This window comes from Paraburkholderia translucens (genome assembly GCF_020881035.1).
In the GTDB taxonomy this organism is placed as follows: domain Bacteria; phylum Pseudomonadota; class Gammaproteobacteria; order Burkholderiales; family Burkholderiaceae; genus Paraburkholderia; species Paraburkholderia translucens.
Window position 1 is genome coordinate 121,179 of the sequence record NZ_JAJITC010000009.1, and the last position, 24,563, is coordinate 145,741.

Annotated in this window: 27 protein-coding genes; 12 read left to right on the forward strand and 15 right to left on the reverse strand. The window is 64.9% G+C overall.

Annotation, left to right across the window (positions count from 1 at the left end):
- Nucleotides 1-37 precede the first annotated feature (37 nt).
- Nucleotides 38-544: an acyl-CoA thioesterase gene (locus LJ655_RS18160; RefSeq protein ID WP_230562619.1), complete on the reverse strand. Its 507-nt coding sequence runs from the start codon at nt 542-544 to the stop codon at nt 38-40.
- A 165-nt stretch (nt 545-709) separates the two neighbouring features.
- Nucleotides 710-850, reverse strand: a complete 141-nt coding sequence (locus LJ655_RS18165; protein WP_230562620.1) for a hypothetical protein — start codon at nt 848-850, stop codon at nt 710-712.
- A 197-nt stretch (nt 851-1,047) separates the two neighbouring features.
- Here LJ655_RS18165 and LJ655_RS18170 point away from each other — a divergent pair, with 197 nt between their 5' ends.
- Both LJ655_RS18170 and LJ655_RS18175 read left to right on the forward strand, forming a co-directional pair.
- Nucleotides 1,048-1,761, forward strand: a complete 714-nt coding sequence (locus LJ655_RS18170; protein WP_230562621.1) for an ArsR/SmtB family transcription factor — start codon at nt 1,048-1,050, stop codon at nt 1,759-1,761.
- 149 nt (nt 1,762-1,910) lie between these two features.
- On the forward strand, nt 1,911-4,388 hold the full coding sequence (locus tag LJ655_RS18175; protein WP_230562622.1) for a DUF6600 domain-containing protein: 2,478 nt from the start codon (nt 1,911-1,913) through the stop codon (nt 4,386-4,388).
- A gap of 105 nt (nt 4,389-4,493) precedes the next feature.
- Here LJ655_RS18175 and LJ655_RS18180 read toward each other — a convergent pair whose 3' ends face one another.
- Complete coding sequence (locus tag LJ655_RS18180) at nt 4,494-5,465, reverse strand: thymidylate synthase (protein ID WP_230562623.1); 972 nt, start codon at nt 5,463-5,465, stop codon at nt 4,494-4,496.
- A 149-nt stretch (nt 5,466-5,614) separates the two neighbouring features.
- The gene (locus tag LJ655_RS18185; RefSeq protein ID WP_230562624.1) at nt 5,615-7,009 is read right to left on the reverse strand and encodes a sigma-54 dependent transcriptional regulator; all 1,395 of its coding nucleotides are present in this window, start codon (nt 7,007-7,009) and stop codon (nt 5,615-5,617) included.
- Between the two features lie 656 nt (nt 7,010-7,665).
- Here LJ655_RS18185 and LJ655_RS18190 point away from each other — a divergent pair.
- Nucleotides 7,666-7,923 carry a hypothetical protein gene (locus LJ655_RS18190; RefSeq protein ID WP_329959709.1) on the forward strand — a complete coding sequence of 86 codons (258 nt, stop codon included), beginning with the start codon at nt 7,666-7,668 and terminating at the stop codon, nt 7,921-7,923.
- Between the two features lie 134 nt (nt 7,924-8,057).
- On the forward strand, nt 8,058-8,558 hold the full coding sequence (locus tag LJ655_RS18195; RefSeq protein ID WP_230562626.1) for a dihydrofolate reductase: 501 nt from the start codon (nt 8,058-8,060) through the stop codon (nt 8,556-8,558).
- Nucleotides 8,559-8,656: 98 nt separating this feature from the next.
- Here LJ655_RS18195 and pmbA read toward each other — a convergent pair whose 3' ends face one another.
- Entirely contained in the window at nt 8,657-10,027 is a 1,371-nt protein-coding gene (pmbA, locus tag LJ655_RS18200) for a metalloprotease PmbA (RefSeq protein ID WP_230562627.1), read from the reverse strand.
- A 148-nt stretch (nt 10,028-10,175) separates the two neighbouring features.
- Between pmbA and yjgA the strand changes: the two genes are divergently transcribed.
- Nucleotides 10,176-10,793: a ribosome biogenesis factor YjgA gene (yjgA, locus tag LJ655_RS18205; protein WP_230562628.1), complete on the forward strand. Its 618-nt coding sequence runs from the start codon at nt 10,176-10,178 to the stop codon at nt 10,791-10,793.
- A complete protein-coding gene (mog, locus tag LJ655_RS18210) occupies nt 10,774-11,415 on the forward strand; it encodes a molybdopterin adenylyltransferase (RefSeq protein ID WP_230562629.1) in 642 nt (213 codons plus the stop codon). The genes yjgA and mog overlap by 20 nt, the downstream gene beginning before the upstream one ends.
- A 3-nt stretch (nt 11,416-11,418) precedes the next feature.
- Here mog and orn read toward each other — a convergent pair whose 3' ends face one another.
- Nucleotides 11,419-12,030: an oligoribonuclease gene (orn, locus tag LJ655_RS18215; protein WP_230562630.1), complete on the reverse strand. Its 612-nt coding sequence runs from the start codon at nt 12,028-12,030 to the stop codon at nt 11,419-11,421.
- Between the two features lie 221 nt (nt 12,031-12,251).
- On the opposite strand from orn, the gene LJ655_RS18220 reads away from it, so the two are divergent.
- Genes LJ655_RS18220 through LJ655_RS18230 form a run of 3 tightly spaced genes read left to right on the forward strand, consistent with a single transcriptional unit; the run spans nt 12,252 to nt 14,819 of the window.
- On the forward strand, nt 12,252-13,511 hold the full coding sequence (locus tag LJ655_RS18220; RefSeq protein WP_230562631.1) for a M48 family metallopeptidase: 1,260 nt from the start codon (nt 12,252-12,254) through the stop codon (nt 13,509-13,511).
- Nucleotides 13,508-14,497, forward strand: a complete 990-nt coding sequence (rsgA, locus tag LJ655_RS18225; RefSeq protein ID WP_230562632.1) for a ribosome small subunit-dependent GTPase A — start codon at nt 13,508-13,510, stop codon at nt 14,495-14,497. The genes LJ655_RS18220 and rsgA overlap by 4 nt, the downstream gene beginning before the upstream one ends.
- Nucleotide 14,498: 1 nt before the next feature.
- Nucleotides 14,499-14,819 carry a putative signal transducing protein gene (locus LJ655_RS18230; protein ID WP_230562633.1) on the forward strand — a complete coding sequence of 107 codons (321 nt, stop codon included), beginning with the start codon at nt 14,499-14,501 and terminating at the stop codon, nt 14,817-14,819.
- An 80-nt stretch (nt 14,820-14,899) separates the two neighbouring features.
- Here LJ655_RS18230 and LJ655_RS18235 read toward each other — a convergent pair whose 3' ends face one another.
- The 7 genes from LJ655_RS18235 to rpsP all read right to left on the reverse strand — a co-directional run bounded on the left by LJ655_RS18235 (nt 14,900) and on the right by rpsP (nt 19,251).
- On the reverse strand, nt 14,900-15,838 hold the full coding sequence (locus LJ655_RS18235; RefSeq protein ID WP_230562634.1) for a CobD/CbiB family protein: 939 nt from the start codon (nt 15,836-15,838) through the stop codon (nt 14,900-14,902).
- A 150-nt stretch (nt 15,839-15,988) separates the two neighbouring features.
- Nucleotides 15,989-16,711, reverse strand: a complete 723-nt coding sequence (locus LJ655_RS18240; protein WP_230562635.1) for an NUDIX hydrolase — start codon at nt 16,709-16,711, stop codon at nt 15,989-15,991.
- Nucleotides 16,712-16,798: 87 nt separating this feature from the next.
- Nucleotides 16,799-17,185: a 50S ribosomal protein L19 gene (gene rplS, locus LJ655_RS18245; protein ID WP_230562636.1), complete on the reverse strand. Its 387-nt coding sequence runs from the start codon at nt 17,183-17,185 to the stop codon at nt 16,799-16,801.
- A 149-nt stretch (nt 17,186-17,334) separates the two neighbouring features.
- Nucleotides 17,335-18,102 (reverse strand): tRNA (guanosine(37)-N1)-methyltransferase TrmD, encoded by a 768-nt coding sequence (gene trmD, locus LJ655_RS18250; RefSeq protein WP_230562637.1) that lies wholly within the window; start codon nt 18,100-18,102, stop codon nt 17,335-17,337.
- 25 nt (nt 18,103-18,127) lie between these two features.
- Nucleotides 18,128-18,862: a ribosome maturation factor RimM gene (gene rimM, locus LJ655_RS18255; protein ID WP_230562638.1), complete on the reverse strand. Its 735-nt coding sequence runs from the start codon at nt 18,860-18,862 to the stop codon at nt 18,128-18,130.
- Entirely contained in the window at nt 18,855-18,995 is a 141-nt protein-coding gene (locus LJ655_RS18260; protein ID WP_230562639.1) for a hypothetical protein, read from the reverse strand. The genes rimM and LJ655_RS18260 overlap by 8 nt, the downstream gene beginning before the upstream one ends.
- Before the next feature lies 1 nt (nt 18,996).
- The gene (rpsP, locus tag LJ655_RS18265) at nt 18,997-19,251 is read right to left on the reverse strand and encodes a 30S ribosomal protein S16 (protein ID WP_230562640.1); all 255 of its coding nucleotides are present in this window, start codon (nt 19,249-19,251) and stop codon (nt 18,997-18,999) included.
- A 171-nt stretch (nt 19,252-19,422) separates the two neighbouring features.
- Here rpsP and LJ655_RS18270 point away from each other — a divergent pair, with 171 nt between their 5' ends.
- Nucleotides 19,423-20,607, forward strand: a complete 1,185-nt coding sequence (locus tag LJ655_RS18270; protein ID WP_230562641.1) for a PQQ-dependent sugar dehydrogenase — start codon at nt 19,423-19,425, stop codon at nt 20,605-20,607.
- A gap of 155 nt (nt 20,608-20,762) precedes the next feature.
- The gene (locus LJ655_RS18275; protein WP_230562642.1) at nt 20,763-21,230 is read left to right on the forward strand and encodes an NINE protein; all 468 of its coding nucleotides are present in this window, start codon (nt 20,763-20,765) and stop codon (nt 21,228-21,230) included.
- A gap of 32 nt (nt 21,231-21,262) precedes the next feature.
- Here the strand turns inward: LJ655_RS18275 and LJ655_RS18280 are convergent, their stop codons facing one another.
- On the reverse strand, nt 21,263-22,414 hold the full coding sequence (locus LJ655_RS18280) for a PA0069 family radical SAM protein (RefSeq protein ID WP_230562643.1): 1,152 nt from the start codon (nt 22,412-22,414) through the stop codon (nt 21,263-21,265).
- Between the two features lie 141 nt (nt 22,415-22,555).
- Nucleotides 22,556-23,044: an Lrp/AsnC ligand binding domain-containing protein gene (locus tag LJ655_RS18285; RefSeq protein ID WP_230562644.1), complete on the reverse strand. Its 489-nt coding sequence runs from the start codon at nt 23,042-23,044 to the stop codon at nt 22,556-22,558.
- Between the two features lie 181 nt (nt 23,045-23,225).
- On the opposite strand from LJ655_RS18285, the gene LJ655_RS18290 reads away from it, so the two are divergent.
- A complete protein-coding gene (locus LJ655_RS18290; protein ID WP_230562645.1) occupies nt 23,226-24,512 on the forward strand; it encodes a D-amino acid dehydrogenase in 1,287 nt (428 codons plus the stop codon).
- Nucleotides 24,513-24,563 lie beyond the last annotated feature (51 nt).

Below are 24,563 nucleotides of genomic sequence, written 5' to 3' on the forward strand. Positions count from 1 at the left end.
TGCGCGAGGCGGCGCGCCGCCCGCAACCCCGCCGCACTTAAATCTTGCCCTGCGCGACTTCTTCAGGTTTGAGCTCGACGATCGCGTCGAGCGCTTCCTTCACGTCCATCGCGTATTTGGCGAGGCGATTCTGCTCTTCGGTCTGCGGCACGAAAGCGGGCACCGCCACCGGATGGCCGTTCTCGTTGACGGCGACCATCACGACGAGGCAGTCGGTGGTCTGCAACAGTTCGCCGCCCTTCGGATCGCCCGCCTGCACCGACACGTGAATATGCATGCTGGTGCGGCCGGTCGCAACGACGCGTGCACGCAGCTCGACCAGATTGCCCACGAGGATCGGGCGGCGGAAACGGATATTGCCTACGCTGACCGTCACGCAATAGCGCCCCGACCACACCGCCGCGCATGCGTAGGCGGTTTCGTCGATCCACTTCATCAGCGCGCCGCCGTGGACCTTGCCGCCAAAGTTGACCGAGGTCGGCTCGGCGAGAAAGCGGAAGGTGGTTTCCGAACGGTCCAGCGGTGCTGCGGGAACAGTGCTCATCTTGGCTCCGGTCAATCGGCTTCATTGAAAGGAGGCGATTATACGAGCGCAATATTGCGCGCGGCGCGGTGTCGATTGCGAAGCGCGGCGCAATGGGCCGGTCAGGCGCGCCGTTGGCCCGGCGCTTTTGGGGCCCGGGTCTGGTTTCGGGACGGTTGCGCGGCGTCAGTTGTGGACGCTGATCCCCGTGTCGATGGTGCCGTACATATCGATGCTGCCGCTGCCGGTCGAGCCCGAACCGGCCGCGCCCCCCGCGCAGGCGCTGCACAGCAGAACCGCCGCGGCGACGGCCAGAAGAGTTTTCATCACATCGTATTCGTGCAAGGACAGGCTTCGATTTTAGCCTGGCGGCATGAGCCAGCGCGGGAACGCAGGCTGGCAGGACACCCGGCCGCATCCATTGTTCACCCAAAGCTGAAACGTCGGATACCTGATGCGCGTAGAGTAGGAGGCGTGACCGCGCGCCTTGCAAATTGCCCGCGCCGCCCCTTCCGGAGACAGCCATGACCGCCCCTCTCGCAGACGACCAGAATCACTTCCCCGGCCTGAGCCGCATCGGCTCGCTGCTAGCCGACCCAGGCCGCGCCGCGATGTTGTGGGCGCTGATGGACGGCAGCGCCCGTCCCGCTGGTGAGCTGACGATGATCGCGGGGCTGTCGCCGTCGGCGGCGAGCGCCCATCTCGCGCGGCTCACCGACGGCGGGCTGCTCGCGCTCGAAGTGCGCGGCCGGCATCGCTATTTCCGCATCGCGTCTGCGGACATCGCCGCGTCGATCGAAGCGCTCGCCAACGTCGCCCAGGTCAGCGCGCCGCAGCGGTCCGTGCCGCGTCCGGCCCGCACCGTGCCGCTCGACATGCGTTACGCGCGCACCTGTTACGACCACATGGCGGGCGAGCTGTCGGTGCGGATCTTCGAGCGCATGCTCGAAGGCGGACTGCTGACGCAGCACGGCGCCTCGCTCGACGCCACCGGGCCGGGCGCCGCTCGCTTCGCCGACTGGGGCATCGACCTCGCCGCGCAGAAGACCCGGCGGCGACGCTTCGCGTGTACCTGCCTCGACTGGAGCGTGCGCCGGCCGCATCTGGGCGGAGCGCTCGGCGCGGCGCTGCTCGAGGCGTGGTCTTCGCATGGCTGGGTCGAGCGGACGGAGCGGCCGCGCGTGCTGCGCGTCACCCCCGCCGGCCATCAACATTTCGATGCGTTTCTGGCCGGATAGAGCCTGCCTTCCTCCACGTCGCCAGGCCGCGAGACCTTTTGTTACAGGGCCGCGAATCCACTTTACAAATGTGCGGGCCTTGAAACATGGACGGAGGGTACAGTGACTGAACGGACCCGGCCCATTGCCGCGTCCGCCGGAGATCAGTCATGACGAATACCAATCAGCCCATGCAGCAGACCGGCATCGCACGCCGGATGACTGGCTATACGCTGATCGCGGCCGCCGTCGTCGCGCTCGCCGCGCAGGCCAGCCCCGCGCAGGAAGCGCCACCCGCGCCGCAAACCGCGGCGGCCGTCGCGCCGGCGGGCGATCCGCCGGGGCGCATCGCGCGTCTGAACTACACGGCCGGCACCGTGACCACCGAGCCCGCCGGCGCGACCGACTGGTCGTACGCGCAGATCAACCGGCCGCTGACGACCGGCGACCAGTTGTGGAACGACCAGAACGCGCGCTCCGAGCTGCACATCGGCTCGACCGCCGTGCGCCTCGGCCAGAACACGAGCCTCGACGTGCTCAATCTCGACGACACGACCGCGCAACTGAAAATCGCGCAAGGCACGCTATCGACGCGCGTGCGCGAGCTCGCGCCGGGCACGTCGTATGAAATCGACACGCCGAATCTCGCGCTCGGCGTGAACGGCCCCGGCGACTACCGCGTCGACGTCGCGCCCGACGGCAGCAGCACGACCGTCACCGTGCGCAGCGGCAGCGCGATCGCTTACGGGGACGGCAGCCAGGTGCCGGTCGCGGCAGGCCAGCAGATCCGCTTCGCCGGCACCAGCCTGCAGCAGCTCGCCGACAACCGCGCGCCTGCTCCCGACGAACTGGACCAGTGGGCCGCCAGCCGCGACGCCACCGAAGACCGCTCGCTGTCGGCGCGCTACGTGTCGCGCGACATCCCCGGCTACGAGGATCTCGACGCCAACGGCACGTGGCGCGCGACCCCGCAATATGGCGAAGTCTGGGTGCCGAACGCGACGCCGGCCGGCTGGGCGCCGTATCGCGACGGCCACTGGGTCTGGCAAGCGCCGTGGGGCTGGACCTGGGTCGACGATGAACCCTGGGGCTTCGCGCCGTACCACTACGGTCGCTGGGCCCAAGTCGACGGTACCTGGGCCTGGGTGCCCGGTCCGCTCGAAGCGGACGCGCCGCCGGTCTACGCGCCGGCGCTGGTTGCGTTCGTCGGTGATGACGAGGGCGGCGTCGACTGGGGCGTGAATCTGGCGGTCGGCGGGGTCATCGCGGCCGGCGTCGCGTGGTTTCCGCTCGGACCGGGCGAGCCGTGGCATCCGCATTGGGGCGATCACGACCGCTGGAGCGCCCGGTACTACGAACGCGTGAACCGTCCGACGGTCTTCAACGATTTCCATCGGAACGTGTACATCCATAACACCTACGTGAACTATCGCGTGCCGGGCTGCGTGACGGCCGTGCCGGCAACCGCGTTCGTGCACGGTCAGCCTGTCGCGCTCTTCTCACAAAAGGTCGATCCCGCGCAGTGGCGCAACGCACGGATCACCCCCGGCGCGCCAGGGATCGCGCCGGTGCGCGAGAGCTTCGGGGCGGATCTGCGGCGCGCGAACTATCGGCCGCCGGCGAGTGTCGGCGCACGGCCGGTCGTCGCGACCCGCAATCCCGTCATCCCGGCCGCGTATCGCGACGAGCTCGCGCAGCGCTTCGCGCAAAGCGGCGGTCGGGTCCCCGGCGGCGGCCCGCCGGTCGTGCGCACTTCGGTGCCCGCACATATGACCGGCGCACCGGGCGCGCTGCCGGTCGCGAACGTGCGGGTCGTGCAATCGCATGTGCCGGGGCGTCCACCAGGAATGGCGGCGGCCGCGCCTGGCGCGAACGGCGGCAACCCGCCACGTGGCGTCGAGGAAGCTGGCCAGCGGCCCGGCGAAACAGGTGCCATGGGACCGCATGGCGAAGCGCCGCAGGCGCGTCCGGGCATGCCGCCTGAGACGGCCGGCAATGGGCATCCGCCACAACCCGGTGAGACCGGGCCAGCGGGCAATCTGGGCCATCCGTCGAACGGTGTGCCGCGGCCGCCACAAGCAGGCGGCGGCAATCGGGCCAACGCGGCCGCGCAGGAGCACGGCGTGCCGCAGCAATGGGGCGCGGTCGGCCGGCCGGAACCGGCATGGACGCAGCCCCATGCACCGATGGGGCAGCAGGCTCCCCGTGTGGAGCAGCCACACGCACCGCAGCAGCAAGGATTCGCGCAGCAGTCTGGTGTGCCGCGTCCGCCGGAGAACCGGGCCGCGCTGCAGCAGGCCCGGATACCCGAAGGGCATCCGCCGCCGATGCAACAGCCGCTGCGCACCGCGCCGCCGCCGCGTCCTGGACCCCAGATGCAGCAGGCGCAACAGCCGCGTTTCGAGCCGCGTCCGCAGACGCAGCAGGCCCGGCCCGAGCCGCAGTTCCAGCAGGCGCAGCAGCCGCGCGTCGAACCGCGTCCGCAGATGCCACAACCCCGCCCCGAACCGCGGCCGCAGATGCAGCAGGCACGCCCCGAGCCGCGGCCGCAGCCGGTGCAGCAGCCGCGTGCGCAACCGCAGCCGCAACAGCAACACGCCGAGCAGCACCAGGGCGGCGGCAATCGCGACGAGCATCACAAAGGCTGAGCGGGCTACCTGCCGTACGGGCAACAAACAAAACCCCGCGACGCAAACCGTCGCGGGGTTTTTCATTTTCGACGGCGACGCGCGACCGCGCCGCCTCCACCGGGATCAGATCGCCATCGGCGCCGTCAGCGGCTCGTGATGCCGATAGCCGAGCAGCGAAAAATCCGCCGGCTCGATCTTCTCGAGCCATTCCGGCTCGTACACGCCGGTCTTCGCGTACTCGGGTACGCGCTCCGAAATGACGAGCCGGGGGCTCTCGTACGGCTCGCGCTTGAGCTGCTGGTGCAGCATGTCGAGCTGATTTTCGTAGATGTGCGCGTCGCCGATGAAATAGCTGAACCAGCGCGGCGTATAGCCCGTCAGCCGCCCGACCAGATGCAGCAGCGCTGCGCCCTCCGTCAGATTGAACGGCGTGCCGAGCCCGACGTCGTTGCTGCGGATATACAGGCACAGCGAAATCTCGCGGCGCGTAGCGTTGGGCAGGAACTGGTACAGCAGATGGCAGGCCGGCAGCGCAATCTGGTCCAGCACGGCCGGATTCCATGCGTGGAACAGAATCCGTCGATCGGCGGGGTTTTGCATGATCGTATCGAGGCACTGGCGCAGCTGGTCGATCGCCTTGTAAAGCAGCACCTTCGAACGGCCCGCTTCGTCGAACTGCGTGATCACGCGAAAACCACGCGCCTGAGCGTCGGCGAGCTGCGCGCTCGCGCTGGCGTCGAGCACTTTGTAGGCGGGCCATTTGCGCCATTGCACGCCGTAGACGTCGCCCAGATCATCCGGGCCTTCGCGATACGGATTGGCGAGCCACTGCGCATTCTGATTGGCGTTGCCGTCCCACACCTTGCAGCCGAGGTCGCGAAAGTCCGCAGCGCTGCGCGACGCACGCAGAAACCCGACCAGTTCACCGATCGCCGACTTGAACGCGAGCTTCTTCGTCGTGACGGCGGGAAAGCCCTGCTGCAAATCGAAGCGCAGCATCGCGCCGGGCATGCTGATCGTGCGGATGCCGGTGCGGTTGTCCTGCCACGTGCCGGTGTCGAGAATCGTGCGAACGAGGTCCAGGTATTGTTTCATCGGGTTTCCTTCGACGCGGCGCGATCCAACGAGGCACGCCACGGACTTGAGCAAACCCTGATTCTAACAAGCGCGACCGGACGCCGCCGCGGCACGACGCGTCAAGTCTGCACACGCCACCTCGCCAGCCTCGCCGCTCGGCCGCCTCCTCACAGATGCTGCACCGACGCCGGCAAATCACCGTGCGGCGGCGCGATCGGCTCGCCTTCCATATGCCGCATGCCGTGTGAACACAGCAGCCGATAGAGCGTCACCCGCGAGATGCCGAGCTCCTGCGCCGCGTCCCCGAGCCGCCCGCGATGCCGCAGCAACGCGAGCTCGATCGCCTGACGCTCGGCTGCTTCGCGCGCTTGCGCGAGCGAAACCGGCACGATCTCGACGTATTCCGCGAGTTCGAGGTCGCGCGCGGTGATCGCGCGTCCCTCCGACATCACGATCGCGCGCCGCACCCGGTTGATCAGCTCGCGAACGTTGCCCGGCCAGCCGTAGTTATGCAGCGCGGCGATCGCATCGGGAGCGAAACCGCGCAGGCGACGGCTTGCGTCCTTCTTGAAACGCTCCAGCATGTGCCGCGCGAGCAACTCGATGTCCTTGCCGCGCGCGCGCAGCGGCGGTTCGTCGATCTGCAGCACGCAGAGACGGTGATACAGGTCGGAGCGGAAGCGCCCTTCGATCATCGCCGCGGTCATGTCCACGTGAGTGGCCGAAATGATGCGCACGTCGACGTCGATCGCGGTGTGTCCGCCAAGCCGCTCCACCTTGCGCTCCTGCAGGAAGCGCAACAGGCTCGCCTGGCTTTCGAGCGGCAGATCGCCGATTTCGTCGAGAAACAGCGTGCCGCCGTTGGCGGCCTCGACCCGCCCGATCTTGCGCTGGTTCGCGCCGGTAAACGCGCCGCGCTCGTAACCGAACAGTTCGGATTGAAGAAGATGCGGCGGGATCGCGCCGCAATTGATCGGTACGAACGGCGCATTGCGCCGCGCCGAGCGCTCGTGAATGGCGACCGCTGTCAATTCCTTGCCGGTGCCCGATTCACCGGAGATGAACACCGGCGCGTCGGTCATCGCGACCTTACGGATCGAGCGGAACAACGCGAGCATCGCGTCGCACGAGCCGACCATCTCGCCCTCGGCGCCCTGCGAGCCGTCATTCGACGCGGTCTCGCCCAACGAAATCATCCCGTATGCATGACCCACCGAATCGACGATACGGTCGCCCGAATACGGCACCGTCACGTAATCGAAGCAGTAGTCGCGCACGAGCCGGCGCAGCGAGGCGTCCTGCAGCTGACCGGGGGTGGTGGCAGCAACCCAGCCGACGTTCGGCATGGTCAAACAGGATTCAAAAGCGGCGACTTCGTGCGGCAGGAAATCGCTGGACAGATCGAGCAGGCCGCCCGCAGCCGAATTGGTGCGCACAGCCCGGCGCGCATCGCGCGCCGATCCCACGACTTCGACTTGCCAGCCGCGCTGCAGAAAACGCGTACTCAGTTCCGCGCTCGGGTCGCGCGAGACGTAAATCAGTTGCCGCGTTGCGGGTTCCATTATTCAGATCCTCTCGTCAACGAACGTTAAGGACGACGCATGCACCTGAAACGGCGGTTCAGACACGCTGACTCGTTCGGGATTCGCGAATCGCAAAACCCGAACGGCCATTCCATTCCGTGCGGACAGCTGATCCCCGAGAAAGCGACGTGTGTGTTTGAGACGGCCCGATATCGGGCCTTTTTAAATCTGAAGCTGTTTTCGAGAGCTTACTATAGACGCGCCGCTTCGAAAACAAGGATGCGAATTTAATCCACGGACCCGTTGCCCACCAAGGCTTTGCGGGCGGTCATGCCTTATTCAGCCAACAAATAAAACATTAGTGGAAGCGCTTTTCGCGGAGCTGCCCGACAGTACTTCGTACCTCGCGAATTAACGAATTATAGGTATTTTGTGCTGGTCCGTTTCAGCGCTGAAACATTTTTTTCCGATTTGGCGTGCATTAGTCGAGTTACTGCTGGTCGCCTCCGGACGCATCAATGGATTGCGAGCGATGGCACAGGTTTCGCTAAATGGCTGGCACCAGGAGAGATATCATGCGACCCGCATTGCGCATCGAACGCGAAAGCCGCCCCTTACCGTACTTCGCAATTTGCGCAGGACTCGCATTCAGCGTCCCGCCGGTGAGTGCCGCTTCCCGCACAGCGCCAGCCGCCTTGTCCCGTTCCGCCGCGCTCGCGGATTCCAGCGATGCCGCAGCCGCGGACGATGTTTCGCTCGACGAGCAGATGCCGTCTCGCCAACGCGGCAGCGCACCCGGCTGGCTGATCGTCGCCGCGACCGCGCCGCTGAAGGAAAGCCGCGGCAACCAGGTGACGTTGTGGGACGAAATCGCCCCTCCCTCGCCGCTGCCGGTGCCTGTCGACGCTGCCCGCGCCGTCCAGGGCAACGTCGCGACGTACCAGCGGAAGTAGCGCAACGAAGCAACCGGCAGACAACCAATGACCTCGCAATACAGGAGCGGCCGCCCCAACTGAGCAGCACTCGCGCGTCGGCCGGCATCGGTGCGTCGGGTAGAATCGCCCGATTACCCTCTTCTTTTCATTCGATGACGACGCTCACCCTGATCGTCGCTCGCGCCAGCAACGGCGTGATCGGCCGCGACAACCAGCTGCCCTGGCGACTGCCCGAGGACCTCGCGTTCTTCAAGCGCACGACGATGGGCGCGCCCATCATCATGGGCCGCAAGACGCACGAATCGATCGGCCGGCCGCTGCCGGGACGCCGCAACATAGTCATCACGCGCGATGCCTCGCGGCGCTTTCAGGGCTGCGACACCGCAACCAATCTCGACGACGCGCTCGCGCTCGCCGCGCAAGACCAGGCGCCGCAAGCGTTTCTGATCGGTGGCGCGCAACTGTACGACGAAGGGCTGCGACATGCGGACAAGCTGATCGTTACCGAAATCGCCGCCGACTTCGACGGCGACGCGACCTTCCCCACGATCGACCGGCAGGTGTGGGAAGAAATCGCGCGCGAGGCGCATCACTCAAACGCGCCGAACGACTTCGATTACGCGTTCGTCACGTATCAGCGCAAGGACGTCTGAACGCTCGCGCCACGCATGCGATAAAAAACGCCACGCAACGTTTTCATTGCGTGGCGTTTTCGTTTGAGACAGGGCTGCGTGGGAGCAGGCCGCGGCGTTCACTGCCCTGCGATCGTCATCCGCTCGATCAGCACCGAGCCGGTCTGCTTGGTGCCCCGCGTGATCGTATCCGCGCCGATCGCGACGATATGGCGGAACATCTCCTGCAGCGTGCTCGCGACCGTGATCTCCTCGACCGGATACTGGATCTTGCCGTTCTCGACCCAGAAGCCGGACGCGCCGCGCGAGTAATCGCCGGTCACGTAATTGACGCCCTGCCCCATCAGCTCGGTCAGCAGCAGACCCGTGCCGAGCTTCTTCAGCATCGCCTCGAAGTCGTCCTCGGGACGCGTGTTCGAGCTGAGCAGCGACAGGTTGTGCGAGCCGCCCGCGTTGCCGGTGGTCTTCATGCCGAGCTTGCGCGCCGAGTAGGTAGACAGGAAGTAGCCCTCGACGACGCCGTCCTTGACGACCGAGCGCTGGCGCGTGCGCACGCCTTCCTCGTCGAACGGTGCGCTGCCCATCGCGCGCGGGACATGCGGATCTTCGACCACCTGCACGTGCGGCGCGAACACCGGCTTGCCGAGGCTGTCGACGAGAAACGAGGTCTTGCGATACAGCGCGCCGCCGCTCGTCGCCTGCACGAACGCGCCGAGCAGACCCGCCGCGAGCGGCGCCTCGAACAGCACCGGCACCTTGCGCGTGTCGAGGCCGCGCGCGCCGATTCGCGCCAGGGCGCGCTGCGCCGCGTAACGGCCTACGGCTTCCGGATCGGCGAGCTCGTCGGCGCTTCGAGTCGACGTGTACCAGTCGTCGCGCTGCATATTGCGGCCGCTGCCGGCGATCGGCGCGCACGCGATGTAGTGGCGCGAGTACGGATAGCCGGCGAGGAAGCCGCGCGAGGTCGCCAGCACGAACTGCGAGTGCTGCGCCGACACGCTCGCGCCTTCGGAATTCCTGATCTGCGGATCGGTCGCGAATGCGGCGTCTTCGGCGCGGCGGGCGATTTCGACCGCTTCGTCGGCCGACAGATTCCACGGGTGATACAGATCGAGGTCGCGCGGCGCGGTTTCGAGTAACTCGGCTTCGGCAAGGCCCGCGCAATCGTCTTCGGCGGTGAAGCGCGCGATGTTGTAGGCGGCCGCGACCGTGTCCTTCAATGCCTGCGGCGAGAAGTCCGAGGTGCTCGCGTTGCCGCGCTTGTTGCCGATGAACACCGTCACGCCGACCATCTTGTCGCGGTTATGCTCGATCGTCTCGACTTCGCCGCGCCGCACGGAGACGGACAGGCCGTCGCCCTCGGAAATCTCGGTTGCGGCGTCGGTGCCGCCGAGCGCCTTCGCGTGACGAAGGATGTCCGAGGCGATTTCCTTGAGCTCATCCTGGGTATGCGGAAAAAAGCGCTGCTTGACGTCCATGTCTGCTGCCATTGTGGTTGCCGTCCTGTGGGGGCCGCGCGGCCCTGGGTATGCGCCGTATTCGGCGCGAGCGCGCGGGTGCGGAATAAATGCATCCCGCGATCATAGCAAGGTACGCGCCGCCGCGGGTCAGGCCAGCGTGGCAAGTTACAATACCGGCATGACACGCAAAACCCGCATTCAACCGATCGAATCCGTCGTCACGGAAGTCGACGAAAACGGCTACGATCGTCCGAGCAAGTCCCAGGTCAAACGCGAAATGCAAGCGCTTCAGGATCTGGGCGCGGAGCTCGTCGCGCTGCCGAAAGACGCGCTCAAGCGCATGCCGATGCCCGAAAAGCTCGACGAAGCCGTGCGCGAAGCACGCCGCATCACCGACCACGAAGGCAAGCGCCGCCAGATCCAGTACGTCGGCCGCGTGATGCGCTCGCTGCTGGACACGGAAACCGCCGCGCTGCGCACCGCGCTCGACACCTACAAGGGCGTCAACAAGACCGAAACGGCGAAACTCCATTGGATCGAGCGCACCCGCGAGAAGCTGCTTGCCGACGACGCCGCGCTGACCGAATTCATCCGCGAGCACCCTGCCGCCGACCCGCAGCAGGGCCGCACGCTGATCCGCAACGCGCGCAAGGAAGCGCAGCAGAGCAAGCCGCCGCGCTACTTCCGCGAGCTGTTCCAATGGATCAAGAACGCAGCCGGCACCGACGACGAAGCCGAAGACGCGCGCGACACCGACCTCGCTCCGGAACACGACGATGACGACCGCGACGCCTGACCCACGCAAGCAACGTAAGCACCCCGACGAAATCGTGATCGGCCTCCTGTCGATCAGCGACCGCGCGTCGACGGGCGTGTATGAGGACAAGGGCATCCCAGCGCTTCAGGAGTGGCTCGGCGCGGCATTGAGCTCGCCGTGGCAGGTCGTCACGAGATTGATCGCCGACGACGCCCCGACCATCTCGGCCACGCTGATCGAATTGGTCGACGAACTGGGCTGCGATCTGGTCCTGACGACCGGCGGCACCGGCCCCTCGCGCCGCGACGTGACGCCCGAGGCAACGCTCGCGGTGGCGACCAAGGAGCTGCCCGGCTTCGGCGAGCAGATGCGGCAGATCAGCCTGAATTTCGTGCCGACCGCGATTCTGTCGCGCCAGGTCGCGGTGATCCGCGAAACGGCCGGGCACGCCGCGCTGATCATCAACCTGCCAGGCCAGCCGAAATCGATCAGGGAAACGCTAGAAGGCCTGCGCGATGACGGCGCGCTCGAGGTGCCCGGAATCTTCGCGGCGGTGCCCTACTGCATCGACCTGATCGGCGGGCCTTACGTGGAGACCAACGCCGAGGTGGTCAAGGCGTTCCGGCCGAAGAGCGCGCAACGCGCACCGCGGCAGGAGTGAGGGTTATTGAGCGTTCGCGGCCGCGTCCGGCGGCGACGGCACGAGGAAATGCTCGCGGTAATACTTCAGCTCGTCGATCGACTCGTGGATGTCGGCGAGCGCGGTATGCATCGCGCGCTTCTGGAAGCCTTTGTAGATGACCGGCTGCCAGCGCCGGCAAAGTTCCTTCAGCGTGCTCACGTCGAGGTTGCGGTAGTGGAAGAAGCTCTCCAGATCCGGCATCCAGCGCGCCATGAAGCGGCGGTCCTGACAGATCGAGTTGCCGCACATCGGCGACTTGCCCGGCGGCACGTATTGGCCGAGGAACTCCCGGATCTGCGCGGCGGCGTCGGCCTCGCTGACCGTCGACGCCTTCACGCGATCGATCAGCCCCGAGCGGCCATGCGTGTTCTGGTTCCACTCGTCCATCTTCGCGAGCGTTTCGTCGCTCTGATGAATCGCGAGCACCGGACCTTCGACCATCCTGTCGAGCGTCGAATTCGTCACCACCACCGCAATTTCGATAATGCGGTCGGTGTCGGGCTCGAGCCCAGTCATTTCCATGTCCAGCCAGATGAGATTCATGTCGCTGCGCACGAGCGGCGGCTGTTCGGTGGATGCGAGGATGTCAGTCATGAAGGCAACCCTGAGGGCCGCGCGGCGGGCTTCGCTGGAAACTCGCGCGGCGCGGCATGTGTTCGATGGAAATGGATTCGCGCGGTTCGAGCCGGCCCGCCCCCGCTGACGCGTCGCCTTGGACCGGTGCCGTGGCGATGAACCGCTGCGTTAAACCGCATCTCCTGCCGCGAGGCAGGAAGAAACATATAATTCTCGCATAGATACCACGGAATCCCCGGATGCCTACCCTGTACTTCACCGTCCTGTTCATCGTCGCAGTCATCGCGATGGTCAGCACCAAACTCTGGCTCGCGTCGCGGCAGATCCGCTTCGTCGTCGCTCATCGCGAGCAGGTGCCGAGCCAGTTCGCGAACACCATCGCGCTCACGGCGCACCAGCGCGCGGCCGATTACACGGTCGAGCGCACGCGGCTCGCGATGGTCGAGATCGTGGTTGGCGCGGCCGTGCTGATCTGGCTCACGCTGCTCGGCGGGGTGCAGATGCTCGATCTCGCGATCTCCGACTGGCTCGGCCGCGGCTACGTCGGCCAGATCGCACTGGTTGCGGCAGTGATCGCCATCACGAGCGCGATCGACCTGCCGTTCGATTACTACCGTCAGTTCGTCGTCGAACAGCGCTTCGGCTTCAACCGCATGAGCAAAAGCCTGTTTTTTCTCGACCGCCTGAAGGGCGCGCTGCTCGGCATCGCGTTCGGCCTGCCGCTGCTGTTCGTCGTGCTGTGGCTGATGAGCCGCGCCGGCAACTTGTGGTGGTTGTGGGCGTGGGTGGTCTGGACCGCGTTCCAGATGTTCGGCCTGCTGATCTTCCCGACCTTTATCGCGCCGCTCTTCAACAAGTTCGAGCCGCTGAAGGATGAAGCGCTCGTGACCCGCATCGAGGCGCTGATGAAGCGCTGCGGCTTCGCCGCGAAGGGCCTGTTCGTGATGGACGGCAGCCGCCGTTCGGCGCACGGCAACGCATACTTCACGGGCTTCGGCGCGAGCAAGCGCATCGTGTTCTTCGACACGCTGCTCGCCCGCCTGTCGGGCCGCGAGATCGAAGCGGTGCTCGCGCACGAGCTCGGCCACTTCAAGCGCCGTCACGTCATGAAGCGCATGCTCGTCACTTTCGCGATCAGCCTCGCGATGCTCGCGCTGCTCGGCTGGCTGACACAATGCGTGTGGTTCTACGAGGGGCTCGGCGTGCGGCCGTCGCTGGTCGGCGACAATAGCGGCCTCGCGCTCGTGCTGTTCTTCCTCGCGCTGCCGGTGTTCATGTTCTTCGTCACGCCGCTCGGCAGCCTCAGCTCGCGCAAGCACGAGTTCGAAGCCGACGCATTCGCGGCGACGCAAACCGACGCGCAGGATCTCGTCAATGCGCTCGTCAAGCTGTACGAGGACAACGCGTCGACGCTGACGCCCGATCCGCTCTATACGGCGTTTTACTACTCGCATCCACCGGCCTCGCAGCGGATCGACCGACTGCTGCAGCACGCATGAACGGCCGCCCCCCAAAGAGAGCGTCGCGCGGCGCGCAAGCCGCCGCGTCCGGCTTGCGCGGCGCGGGCACGGGCGGCCTCGTGGTCGCCGCGCACGGCCGCCACTATCTGGTCGCACCCGAAGACGGCGGCGCGCTGCTGCAATGTTTCCCGCGCGGCAAGCGCAGCGAGGTCGCGGTCGGCGACCGCGTGATCTACGAACCGACCTCGGCGGATCAAGGCGTGATCGTCGAGATCGGCGAGCGGCGCAATTTGCTCTATCGCTCGGATCAGTACAAGTCGAAGCTATTCGCCGCGAACCTCGATCAGTTATTGATCGTGCTCGCAACCGAGCCGCATTTCAGCGAGGATCTGCTCGGCCGCGCGCTCGTTGCCGCCGAGGAGAATGCGTTGAAGCCGCTGATCGTGCTGAACAAGATCGACGTCACCGCTGCTCTGGACGGCGCACGCAAGCGGCTCGAGCCGTATCGCGCGCTCGGCTATCCGGTGCTCGAAGTGTCGATCCGCGTGCAGCCCGAGGCGGCACGCGCCACCTTGTCCGAACACCTGCACGGTCACGCGACGCTGCTGCTTGGCCAGTCCGGCATGGGCAAGTCGACGCTCGTGAATCTGCTGATTCCCGATGCCGAAGTCGCAACACGTGAGATCTCGACCGCGTTGAACAGCGGGCGTCATACGACGACGTTCACGCGTCTCTATCCGCTGCCGCAGCCGGATGGCACGGTCGCCGGCAACGGCGCGGCCGGCGCGCTGATCGACTCGCCGGGCTTCCAGGAGTTCGGCTTGCACCACCTGACCGAAGGCCGGCTCGAACGCGCGTTCCCCGAGTTCCGGCCGCTGCTGCCGAACTGCCGTTTCTATAACTGCCACCATCTGCACGAGCCTGGCTGCGCGATTCTCGAGGCGGTCGCCGACGGCCGCGTCCGCCGCGAACGGCATGCGCTTTATGCGCAACTCGTGCACGAGGCGAGCCAGATCGTCCGCTGAGATGAAACTGATGCGCGCACCGAACCTGATCATCGGACAGCACTGGGTCAATGTGCTGGAGACCGCGGGCATCGCGTGCGAGTTGCACAACCGCTATCTGAGCGGCGCGCTTGGCGAGATTCCGGCCGATCAGTGCGCGCCGGAGCTATGGCTCGTCGATGCACGCGATGAAGCGATCGCGCGGCGGTTGATCGAAGCTGCGTCGCGAGGACCGGCGCCGGGCGCCGCCGAGTGGCAGTGCCAGCAGTGCGGCGAAATGCTCGAGGCGCAATTCACCGTGTGCTGGCAATGCGGAACCGCGCGCAATCCGCTGAAGGGGTGAAGCGCGGCCGAAATTGAAAACGCCGGGCGATACCCGGCGTTGGCGTTTTTGCGCGCCGTTACGCTAACCAGGTGGCCAGGTTATCCCAGCCACACCGCGATCGTCAGCATCAGCAGCAGAATCATCCACAGCACGACCGCGCGCCACACGAGCCCGACCGCCGATTGCAGGGTGCGTGGCGTGCAGTCGTCGCCGACCTGCAGCGGACCGCCGTCACCGGTGGCTAGCGCGTCGAGGCTCGACGGTTCGGCGAGCGGACCGGCCAGACGCGCGCCGAGTGCTCCGCTGCCCGTCGCGAGCAGCACGCCGTCGTTCGTATCGGGCCACTGCCGCGCATGATTGCGCCACGCGTAAATCGCATCCTCGAAATTGCCGACGATCGCAAAGCCCAGCGACGTGAGCCGTGCTGGCACCCAGTCGATCACGAAGAACGCACGCTGCGCGAAGCTCGAAAACGCGACGGTGCGGTCGTCGGCGGGTTGCGTCCATGCGCGCGCCAGATACTCCGCGCAACGGTACAACACCGCACCGGCGGGACCGACCGGAATCAGGAACCAGAAGAACACGCCGAATACATGACGGTGCGACGCGACCACCGCATGGATCAGCGTATGACGCACGATCTCACTGACCGGCATGTCGACGGTATCGAGACCGGTCCATTCGTTGAGAATTTCGCGCGCGCGCGGCACGTCGTCGTTGTTCAGCGCGAGATGGATGTCGGTGAAGTAATGGCTGAACTGCCGGAAGCCGAGCGTGAAGTACAGCACCACGACGTTCCACAGGAATGCGAGCAGGAAGTGAATGTGATACAGGACGTAGTAGACAAGCGCGACCGCGAGCGCCCAGGGCACCACCACCACGAGCCACGCTAGCAAACCGTGGCGTTGCTTGCCGGCATCGAATCCTTGTGCCGCCGACTCCGCGTGATATTGAAGCAATGCGGACACCGGATTGCTCGGCGACAGCGCGCGTACCTGTTCAATGATCAGAGCCAGCAATACGGAGAAAAAAGTCATGCGATGCGCCGTGCTTTTTAAGTTTTTACGATTGTTTTATAACGATAGCACAGGGTCGGATGAGTCTGAGCGCGCAGGCTGACAAAGCGCCAACAAGTGCGTCGTTCGCGCAACTGCGCATCGACGCCACGTCGATGCGAGGCGGGTCACTCACGCGGCGAGGAATCGATACAGGTTGCGCAGCATCGCGGCCGTCGCGCCCCAGATGAAATGATGGCCGCCTTGCACGGCCTCTGGCGTCGCCGTCTGCGTGCCGCGCTGCCCGGCGCGCGGGTATGGCATCGCGAAGAAGCGGCGCTCGCCGCCTTCATAGCTAAAGAGGCGCTCTTCGTGGTTGGCCGGGTCCATCAGGAACGCGAGCGGCACTTCAAAGACCTCGGCCACTTCGAGCGTGTCGATTTCGAGCGAGAACGGGGGGTGCACAAGCGCGACCACCGGCGATACGCAAAAGCCGGTACCAGTCAGATAGTCGGGCAACGCACCAAGTATCTCGACGCGCGACGCATCGAGGCCAACCTCCTCGCGTGCTTCGCGCAGCGCCGTTGCGGTCGCATCGGCGTCGAACGGTTCCTGACGGCCGCCGGGGAAACTCACCTGGCCGGCGTGATCGTTCAGATGGTCGGCGCGCTGTGTGAGCAGTACCGTGAGACCGTGCCCACGGACGACGAGCGGCACCAGCACTGCGGCCACGCGCGGATCGGCTTCGTGATTGCGCCACGGCGCCTCGGCAATTTTCTCGGGTGTCCAGGCAAGCTGCCGTTCGAAGCGCGCCCGTAGTGCATCGGGCGTCAGACACTCGCCCGCGACTGGTGGCAGATCGGCGCCCGTCGCGATGACAGGCAGGGTTTCGGGCTCGAAAACAGGACGGATCAACGGGTCTCTCTGATGAGCGGGGACATGTCGCCATTTTGACCTGGCTAACAAAAAAGCACCCGCGAGGGGTGCTTTTTCTTACAGCATTTACGCTTGGGAAGGAGCGCGGTCCTTGGAGACCAGCTTTTCCTTGATTCGGGCCGACTTGCCCGAACGCTCGCGCAGATAGTACAGCTTCGCACGGCGCACATCGCCGCGACGCTTGACGACGATGCTTGCCAGCAGCGGCGAATACGTCTGGAACGTACGCTCGACGCCTTCGCCCGACGAAATCTTGCGGACGATGAACGACGAATTCAGACCACGGTTACGCTTGGCGATCACGACGCCTTCGTAAGCCTGCACACGCTTACGCGTGCCTTCAACCACGTTCACGCTGACGACGACCGTATCGCCCGGACCAAAATCCGGAATGGTCTTTTCACCGAGAACGCGCGCGATTTCTTCCTGCTCGAGTTTTGCAATCAGATTCATCACTGACTCCTGGATCCATCTTGTCGGCGTTCGTACCTGCCTCACGCGATTACTGCGTTCGGCTACGGCCCCGATAGAGGATGGGTTCACATCTGGCACCGCACACGCATGTACGGCACCGCCTTGTGTCCGCTCAAAAGACCGGGGCCTCAGGCCGTCGGTTCTTCCTTCGCGAGACTTGCGAGCCACGCCTCGTCGGCGCGGCTCAGCATTCTGTTCTTTCTGGCCTTCGCGATCAGATCGGGCCGCTTGTTCAGCGTGTTGCGAAGCGCTTCACGCCGCCGCCACGCTTCGATTTCCGCATGATGACCGCCGAGCAGCACATCAGGTACGCGCACGCCCTCGTACTCCTCGGGACGCGTGTAGTGCGGACAATCGAGCAGCACGTCGACAAAGCTGTCCTGCACCGCCGACTGCGAGTCGTTCAGCACGCCAGGCAACTGGCGCACGACAGCATCCATCAACGCCATCGCGGGCAACTCGCCACCCGACAGCACGAAGTCGCCAAGGCTGACTTCCTCGTCGACGACACGGTCAAGCAGACGCTGGTCGATCGCTTCGTAGCGCCCGCACAACAGAATCAAACCGGGTTCGGCTGCAAACTTCATCACCCGCTCATGATTCAGCGTGGCGCCTTGCGGCGACATCATCACGACGCGCGATGCGCCAATGCCCTGCTCTGACTGCGCCGCCTTCGCGGCGTTGATCGCGTCTTCAAGCGGCCGGGCCAGCATGACCATGCCGGGACCGCCGCCGTACGGGCGATCGTCGATCGTGCGGTAGTTGTCGGTTGTGAAATCGCGCGGATTCCACGTACGCAACCCATAGCGCTGCTGCTTCGCCGCCCGGCTGGTGATACCCCAGTCGGTCAGCGCGCGGAACATTTCTGGAAAGAGCGTCACGACATCGAACTGCATCGCTCTCCCCATTCAACGAAGGAATTCAATAGTCGGCTTCCCAATCGACGACGATCTGCCTTGCCGCCTGGTCCACCGTTTTGACGAAGACGCCGACGAACGGGATCAAGCGCTCGCCTACGACCGGCTTGCCGTTTTTGTCGGTAGCCGGATAGGCGATGCGCAGCACCGACTGCGCGCCATTGTCGATCATGCTGGCGACCTTACCGAGGTTTAGCCCGGTGAGATTCACCACATCCAGGCCGATCAGATCGACCCAGTAGAATTCGTCGGCTTCGAGCGCCGGAAATTCACTGCGGCTGACGTACACGCGCGAGCCGCGCAACGCCAGCGCCACATCGCGGTCAGCGACGCCGCCCAGACGGGCAACCACGCTGTCGCTATGCGTTTTAGCTTGCAAGGCCGGCGCGGATCTGCGCTCCTGGCCTTTCATCAGCCACCAGCGCTTGGCGCTCAGCAAGGCCTCGCCGCCCCGCCCGGCATCCGCGTGCGCGGCCACCTTGACCCAGCCTTTGAGGCCATAAGCGTCAACGATTGCACCGACCTCGACCGCATCGGCCGGCCAGCTTGCCGCCGTTTCGATGCGCATTTCTGCAGCTTCGGAGCCGGCGTTCGCGACATTGGCTTGCGCCTCTCTCGCCTTGCCGTCGGTTCGTTCGACCGGCTTGCGGACGAATGTGCCGAACGACACCTGACCAGACGCCTTTGCGCGCGAAGCCGCCTTGGCGCGACCAGAACTGCCGGAATCACGCTCAGACATCGAATAACCTCGACAACAACTTCACAGCCTGCTTTGGCGTCTGCTTCAGTAAAACAATTTGCGCATCGGGCTGCTCACGCAAGCTGCACGAGCCGTCGGCCAGACCGACGACGATACGCGTGCGGGCAGCCATATCAAGCAGCCGGCTGCGCCTTTTGCGCTTCCTTCACGAGACGTTCGACGGTGGGCGACAGTTGCGCGCCAACACCTTGCCAGTACGTCAAGCGATCCTGAGCGATACGCAGGGCCTCACCCTTCGTAGCGATCGGGTTGTAAAAACCGACGCGCTCGATGAAGCGGCCGTCACGACGGCTGCGCGAGTCAGTAGCGACGATGTTGTAGAACGGGCGCTTCTTGGAGCCGCCACGAGCCAAGCGGATGATGACCATACTAGAATCCTTGAAAACCGGGGTTCAGAACGACTGAAACACGCGATTATAGCGGGAAACCGACGCCATAACAAACACTTACCGGGATAAACTGCGGAACGGGGCTACGCTGGCCTTCAACAAGAGGTGTGTGAACCCGCCAAAATGCCCGAATTACCTGAAGGAGCGCCCGTGCAACGCCAGCCGATCCTCCCGTTTCTGTCCACTCCTTTTGTTTTTTTCTTGCGCGTTGCAGGACTTGCGCGCACCGCGCGTAGCCGGATTCTACGCGGGGCAGCGGCCTCGTTGCTCGCTGCAAAGGCGTTAACAGCGACCGCCGCGCTGCCGGTCGAGAAAATCAAACTGCCGCCGGGCTTTCACATCGAAGTGTTGTCGGACGACGTGCCGGGCGCGCGCGCGATGACCCTCTCGCCCAAAGGCATTCTCTATGTAGGCAGCATGGAAGGGCACGTCTATGCGCTCGAACTGCGCAACGGCCGCGTGACGGCCCGCCACGTAATCGCGTCCGGGCTGCAAATGCCCATCGGCGTCGCGTGGCATGACGGCGCGTTGTATGTGTCGGCCGTGTCGAAAATTGTTCGCTTCGATGCGATCGATTCGCATCTCAGCGATCCACCGAAACCCGTCGTCGTCATCGACAAGCTGGCCACGGAGGCACATCACGGCTGGAAATTCATCGCGTTCGGCCCGGACGGCAAGCTGTACGTGCCGCAAGGGGCGCCGTGCAACGTCTGCGAGAGAGATCCGGACCGCTTCGCGCTGATTGGTCGCATGGACCCGGACGGCAGCCACTACGAGGTCGTCGCGCGCGGCATCCGCAATTCGGTTGGCTTCGCATGGCACCCGGTGACGCACGAACTATGGTTCACCGACAACGGACGCGACCTGCTCGGCGACAATGTTCCTGACGACAAGCTCAACCGCGCGCCACGGCCCGGCATGAATTTCGGCTTTCCGTATTGTCACGGCGGCGACACGCCCGACCCCGAATTCGGCAAGGATCATCCGTGCAGCGAGTTCACGCCGCCGGTGCTCAAGCTGGGCGCGCACGTGGCGTCGCTCGGCATGCGCTTCTACGACGGCGCAATGTTTCCGGCCGACTATCGCGACAACATCTTCATCGCCGAGCACGGCTCGTGGAACCGCAGCAAGAAGGTCGGCTACCGGGTCGTGCGCGTTACCACCGACCCGGACGGGAGCCACGCACGCCAGCAGGTCTTTGCCGAAGGCTGGCTGCCACCCGGCGATTCGGTCTGGGGCCGCCCCGTCGACGTGCTGCCCCTGCCAGACGGTTCGCTGTTGATCAGCGACGATACGGCCGGTGCGATCTATCGCGTCACCTATTCGGCGTCGTAGCGCGCGGATACCGGCCGCTCCAGCAGAACGGCTGCCCTCACCGCCCACTCACGCGCGACGTGTCCATCGATGCGCCGCAAGCGTAGAATGCGCGTCGGTCGGCGGCCTCCGGCGGCCCACTCCTTTCGACCGCCTGTCTCTTTGCCCATGCGTTCATGTCCACCGTAGCCTCGAGTTCCCCGCGCTTCAGATCCAAGACGCTCGCCGCCGCGTTGGCGTTCCTGTTCGGCAGCCTTGGCGCTCACCGCTTTTATTTGCACGGCACGCGGGACATCTACGGCTGGGCGCATCTGCTCGGCACGCTGATCGGCATTCCCGGAGTGATGCTCCTGATCGCGACTGAGCGTGCCTCGATCCTCGGCTGGTTGCTCGCCTCGATCGGCGCGGTTTCGCTGTTTGCCGCGTTTCTGGCGGCGCTCGTCTACGGGTTGCGTCCGGATCAGAAATGGGATGCACAATTCAACGCCCACACGCAGCGCAAAAGCCGCTCGGGATGGACGGTCATCTTCGTCGTGATCTTTTCGCTGCTGATCGGTGCGTTCCTGCTGATGACCGGCCTCGCGCTCGCGTTCCAGACCTACTTTGAAAGTCAGATCGAAGCGGCCAAAGCGATTTCGCAGTAATACCCTCGCGGGACCAGCCCGTGCCCAGGGCGCTAGAAAAGCCTCAGTTGCGGATTGTCGCTCGCCGGTGCGGTTGCGTGCTCAGGGCGCGACGACTCTATCCGGCGGAAGTGCGACATGTCGAGAATGCCGCCCTGGCGTTCGTTCAGCCCCAAACGGCGCACGGCCTTGTGAAAGCGCTGCCTGAGCAGATCCGCCCACAGACCCTCTCCCTTCATGCGGGTCGAGAATGACGAGTCGTAGTCCTTGCCGCCCCGCATGTCGCGCACGCGGTTCATCACGCGTTCGGCCCGATCCGGGAAATGTGCGCTCAGCCAACCCTTGAACAGCGGCGCGACCTCCCACGGCAACCGCAATACGATGTAGCTCGCATTGCTGGCGCCCGCTTGCGCGCACGCTTCCAGAACGCGTTCCATGTCTGGTTCTGTGATGAACGGGATCACCGGCGCTATGCTGACGCCGACCGGAATGCCCGCCTCGCTGAGTGTGCGGATCGCGCGCAGCCGCCTTGATGGTGTGGCCGCACGCGGTTCGAGCGTGCGCGCGATGTCGGCGTCCAACGTGGTGATCGTAATCGCCGCCATGAACTGCCCGCGCTCCGCCATAGGCGCGAGCAGGTCGATGTCGCGCTCGATCAGCGACGATTTGGTGATCGCCGCAAACGGATGGTTGCGCTCACTGAGCACCTCGATGACACGACGCGTAAGACGCAAGTCGCGTTCGGCCGGTTGCCACGCGTCCGTGGCAACGCCGAGCGCAATCGGCTCCGGCACGTACGATTTCTTCGACAGTTCCCGCTCGAGCAGCTCCGGCGCGTTGATCTTCGCGTAGATGCGGCTTTCGAAATCGAGCCCTGGTGACAACCCCAGATAGCTGTGCGTAGGCCGCGCGAAGCAATAGATGCAACCGTGTTCGCAGCCGCGATACGGATTCAGCGAAACACTGAACGGAATGTCCGGTGACGCGTTATGCGTGAGGATCGTTTTCGCACGCTCCTCGAACACTTGTGTGCGCAGGATTTTCGGCTCGCAGTCTTCCTCGGCCGTCTGCCAGCCGTCGTCGACGGCGTCGCGCTGGTTGAGCTCGTAGCGGCCTTGCAGGTTCGTGACCGCGCCACGCCCCTTGCGAGGCGCCGGCGGCGCGATCGGATATTCCGGAATGTCAGGAGTGTCGGGATCATCCACGGCGGGCCACGCAAAGAAAAGCGAACAGGAAATGCGAAAAAACGGCGCAAAACACCTGTATAAATATACAGTGTTTACGCCGTTTGTCGAGCACTTCGTTGGCCGCGCGATGCGCGCGGAGCACCATCAGCGAGTCGGCACTTACTCGCCGACTGCAATCGTCAGCGTCTCCTTGATTTCCTCCATCACTACATAGCTCTTCGACTGCACCGCGCCCGGCAGCTGCAGCAGGATGTCGCCGAGCAGCTTGCGGTAATCAGCCATTTCGCCGATGCGCGCCTTGATCAGATAGTCGAAATCGCCCGACACGAGGTGGCACTCGAGCACCTCGGGGATCTTCTGCACCTCCCGCCGGAACAGGTCGAACATGTTGCCGCTCTTGTGATCGAGCGTGATCTCGACGAACACGAGCAGCGCCGCGCCCAGCTCAGCCGGGTTCACGCGCGCGTAATAGCCGGTGATTACGCCGTCGCGCTCCATCCGCTTGACCCGCTCGATGCACGGCGTCACCGACAGCCCCACCTGCTCCGCCAGGTCCTTCATCGCCATCCGGCCGTCCTGCTGGAGGAGCCGAAGGATCTTCTGATCGAGCTTGTCGAGAGCCCGCACCGGCTGACGCTGGGTACGCATGGTGTTTTTGCTGAAAATGATGAAAATACGATAACAAAACCTGCTCTACTGCTAATAGTATAGCGGTTAACACTGGGCGGACAGCATTTTACCGTGCGTTGCAGCTCGCTGAGTCGAATCAGATCCTGTCCAGCGACGAGCACCTTGCCCTTATTCACTTCTCTCAATACCTGGAGCAGCTATGCGGGTCGTCGTTTTGGGCAGTGGCGTCGTTGGCGTGACGACTGCGTATTACCTCGCGCGCGCGGGTCACGACGTGACCGTGATCGATCGCGAGGCCGGCCCGGCGCTCGAAACCAGCTTTGCCAACGCCGGTCAGATCTCGCCGGGCTACGCGTCGCCGTGGGCCGCGCCGGGCGTGCCGCTGAAGGCCGTCAAGTGGATGTTTCAGCGGCACGCGCCGCTCGCGATCCGCCTCGATGGCACCGCGTTCCAGCTGCAATGGATGTGGCAGATGCTGCAGAACTGCACGGCGTCGCGCTACGCGGTGAACAAGGGCCGGATGGTGCGGCTTGCCGAATACAGCCGCGACTGTCTACAGGCGCTGCGCGCCGACACCGGTATCCAGTACGAAGGCCGCACCGGCGGCACGCTGCAGGTGTTCCGCACGCAGCAGCAGTTCGACGGCGCAGCGAAAGACATCGCCGTGCTGCAGGAAGCCAACGTGCCGTACGAACTGCTGTCGGCAGACGAACTCGCGAAGGCCGAACCGGCGCTGGCTGCGGTGTCGCAAAAGCTCACCGGCGGACTGCGTCTGCCCGGCGACGAAACCGGCGATTGCCAGATGTTCACGACGCGCCTCGCCGCGCTCGCGGAACAGCTGGGCGTCAAGTTCCGCTACAACACGTCGATCGACGCACTCGCGATGGCCGGCGCGCGCGTCGCCGGCGTGCAGTGCGGCGCTGAGCTGGTGCGCGCGGATTCGTTCGTCGTCGCGCTCGGCTCGTACTCGACGCGCTTCCTTGACGGCATCGTAAAGATTCCGGTTTATCCGCTGAAGGGTTATTCGATCACCGCGCCCATCGTCGACGCGGCGGCCGCGCCCGTATCGACCGTGCTCGACGAGACCTACAAGATTGCGATCACGCGCTTCGATGATCGGATTCGCGTCGGCGGCATGGCCGAGATCGTCGGCTTCGACAAATCGCTACGCAAGGCGCGTCGCGAAACACTCGAGCTCTGTGTGAACGACCTGTTCCCGGGCGGCGGCGATACGTCGAAGGCGACGTTCTGGACCGGTCTGCGGCCGATGACCCCGGACGGCACGCCGATCGTCGGTCGCACGCCGGTGCCGAACCTGTTCCTGAACACCGGCCACGGTACGCTCGGCTGGACGATGTCGTGCGGTTCGGGCCAGTTGCTCGCCGATCTGATGTCGGGCAAGCAGCCGGCAATCCGCGCGGATGATCTGTCGGTGCATCGCTATCTCGGCGAGACCGCGGGTGAGCATCGCCCGGCGTATGCGTGAGTTGGAATGCATACGCTGACCTGGCATTTGCTTCAGCGCAAACCATAATCT

Excerpts from the sequence above, each read along its gene's own strand:
- LJ655_RS18160 (WP_230562619.1), bottom strand. The coding sequence starts at position 544 with ATGAGCACTGTTCCCGCAGCACCGCTGGACCGTTCGGAAACCACCTTC.
- LJ655_RS18165 (WP_230562620.1), bottom strand. The coding sequence starts at position 850 with ATGAAAACTCTTCTGGCCGTCGCCGCGGCGGTTCTGCTGTGCAGCGCC.
- LJ655_RS18170 (WP_230562621.1), top strand. The coding sequence starts at position 1,048 with ATGACCGCCCCTCTCGCAGACGACCAGAATCACTTCCCCGGCCTGAGC.
- LJ655_RS18175 (WP_230562622.1), top strand. The coding sequence starts at position 1,911 with ATGACGAATACCAATCAGCCCATGCAGCAGACCGGCATCGCACGCCGG.
- LJ655_RS18180 (WP_230562623.1), bottom strand. The coding sequence starts at position 5,465 with ATGAAACAATACCTGGACCTCGTTCGCACGATTCTCGACACCGGCACG.
- LJ655_RS18185 (WP_230562624.1), bottom strand. The coding sequence starts at position 7,009 with ATGGAACCCGCAACGCGGCAACTGATTTACGTCTCGCGCGACCCGAGC.
- LJ655_RS18195 (WP_230562626.1), top strand. The coding sequence starts at position 8,058 with ATGACGACGCTCACCCTGATCGTCGCTCGCGCCAGCAACGGCGTGATC.
- pmbA (WP_230562627.1), bottom strand. The coding sequence starts at position 10,027 with ATGGCAGCAGACATGGACGTCAAGCAGCGCTTTTTTCCGCATACCCAG.
- yjgA (WP_230562628.1), top strand. The coding sequence starts at position 10,176 with ATGACACGCAAAACCCGCATTCAACCGATCGAATCCGTCGTCACGGAA.
- mog (WP_230562629.1), top strand. The coding sequence starts at position 10,774 with ATGACGACCGCGACGCCTGACCCACGCAAGCAACGTAAGCACCCCGAC.
- orn (WP_230562630.1), bottom strand. The coding sequence starts at position 12,030 with ATGACTGACATCCTCGCATCCACCGAACAGCCGCCGCTCGTGCGCAGC.
- LJ655_RS18220 (WP_230562631.1), top strand. The coding sequence starts at position 12,252 with ATGCCTACCCTGTACTTCACCGTCCTGTTCATCGTCGCAGTCATCGCG.
- rsgA (WP_230562632.1), top strand. The coding sequence starts at position 13,508 with ATGAACGGCCGCCCCCCAAAGAGAGCGTCGCGCGGCGCGCAAGCCGCC.
- LJ655_RS18230 (WP_230562633.1), top strand. The coding sequence starts at position 14,499 with ATGAAACTGATGCGCGCACCGAACCTGATCATCGGACAGCACTGGGTC.
- LJ655_RS18235 (WP_230562634.1), bottom strand. The coding sequence starts at position 15,838 with ATGACTTTTTTCTCCGTATTGCTGGCTCTGATCATTGAACAGGTACGC.
- rplS (WP_230562636.1), bottom strand. The coding sequence starts at position 17,185 with ATGAATCTGATTGCAAAACTCGAGCAGGAAGAAATCGCGCGCGTTCTC.
- trmD (WP_230562637.1), bottom strand. The coding sequence starts at position 18,102 with ATGCAGTTCGATGTCGTGACGCTCTTTCCAGAAATGTTCCGCGCGCTG.
- rimM (WP_230562638.1), bottom strand. The coding sequence starts at position 18,862 with ATGTCTGAGCGTGATTCCGGCAGTTCTGGTCGCGCCAAGGCGGCTTCG.
- LJ655_RS18260 (WP_230562639.1), bottom strand. The coding sequence starts at position 18,995 with ATGGCTGCCCGCACGCGTATCGTCGTCGGTCTGGCCGACGGCTCGTGC.
- rpsP (WP_230562640.1), bottom strand. The coding sequence starts at position 19,251 with ATGGTCATCATCCGCTTGGCTCGTGGCGGCTCCAAGAAGCGCCCGTTC.
- LJ655_RS18275 (WP_230562642.1), top strand. The coding sequence starts at position 20,763 with ATGTCCACCGTAGCCTCGAGTTCCCCGCGCTTCAGATCCAAGACGCTC.
- LJ655_RS18285 (WP_230562644.1), bottom strand. The coding sequence starts at position 23,044 with ATGCGTACCCAGCGTCAGCCGGTGCGGGCTCTCGACAAGCTCGATCAG.
- LJ655_RS18290 (WP_230562645.1), top strand. The coding sequence starts at position 23,226 with ATGCGGGTCGTCGTTTTGGGCAGTGGCGTCGTTGGCGTGACGACTGCG.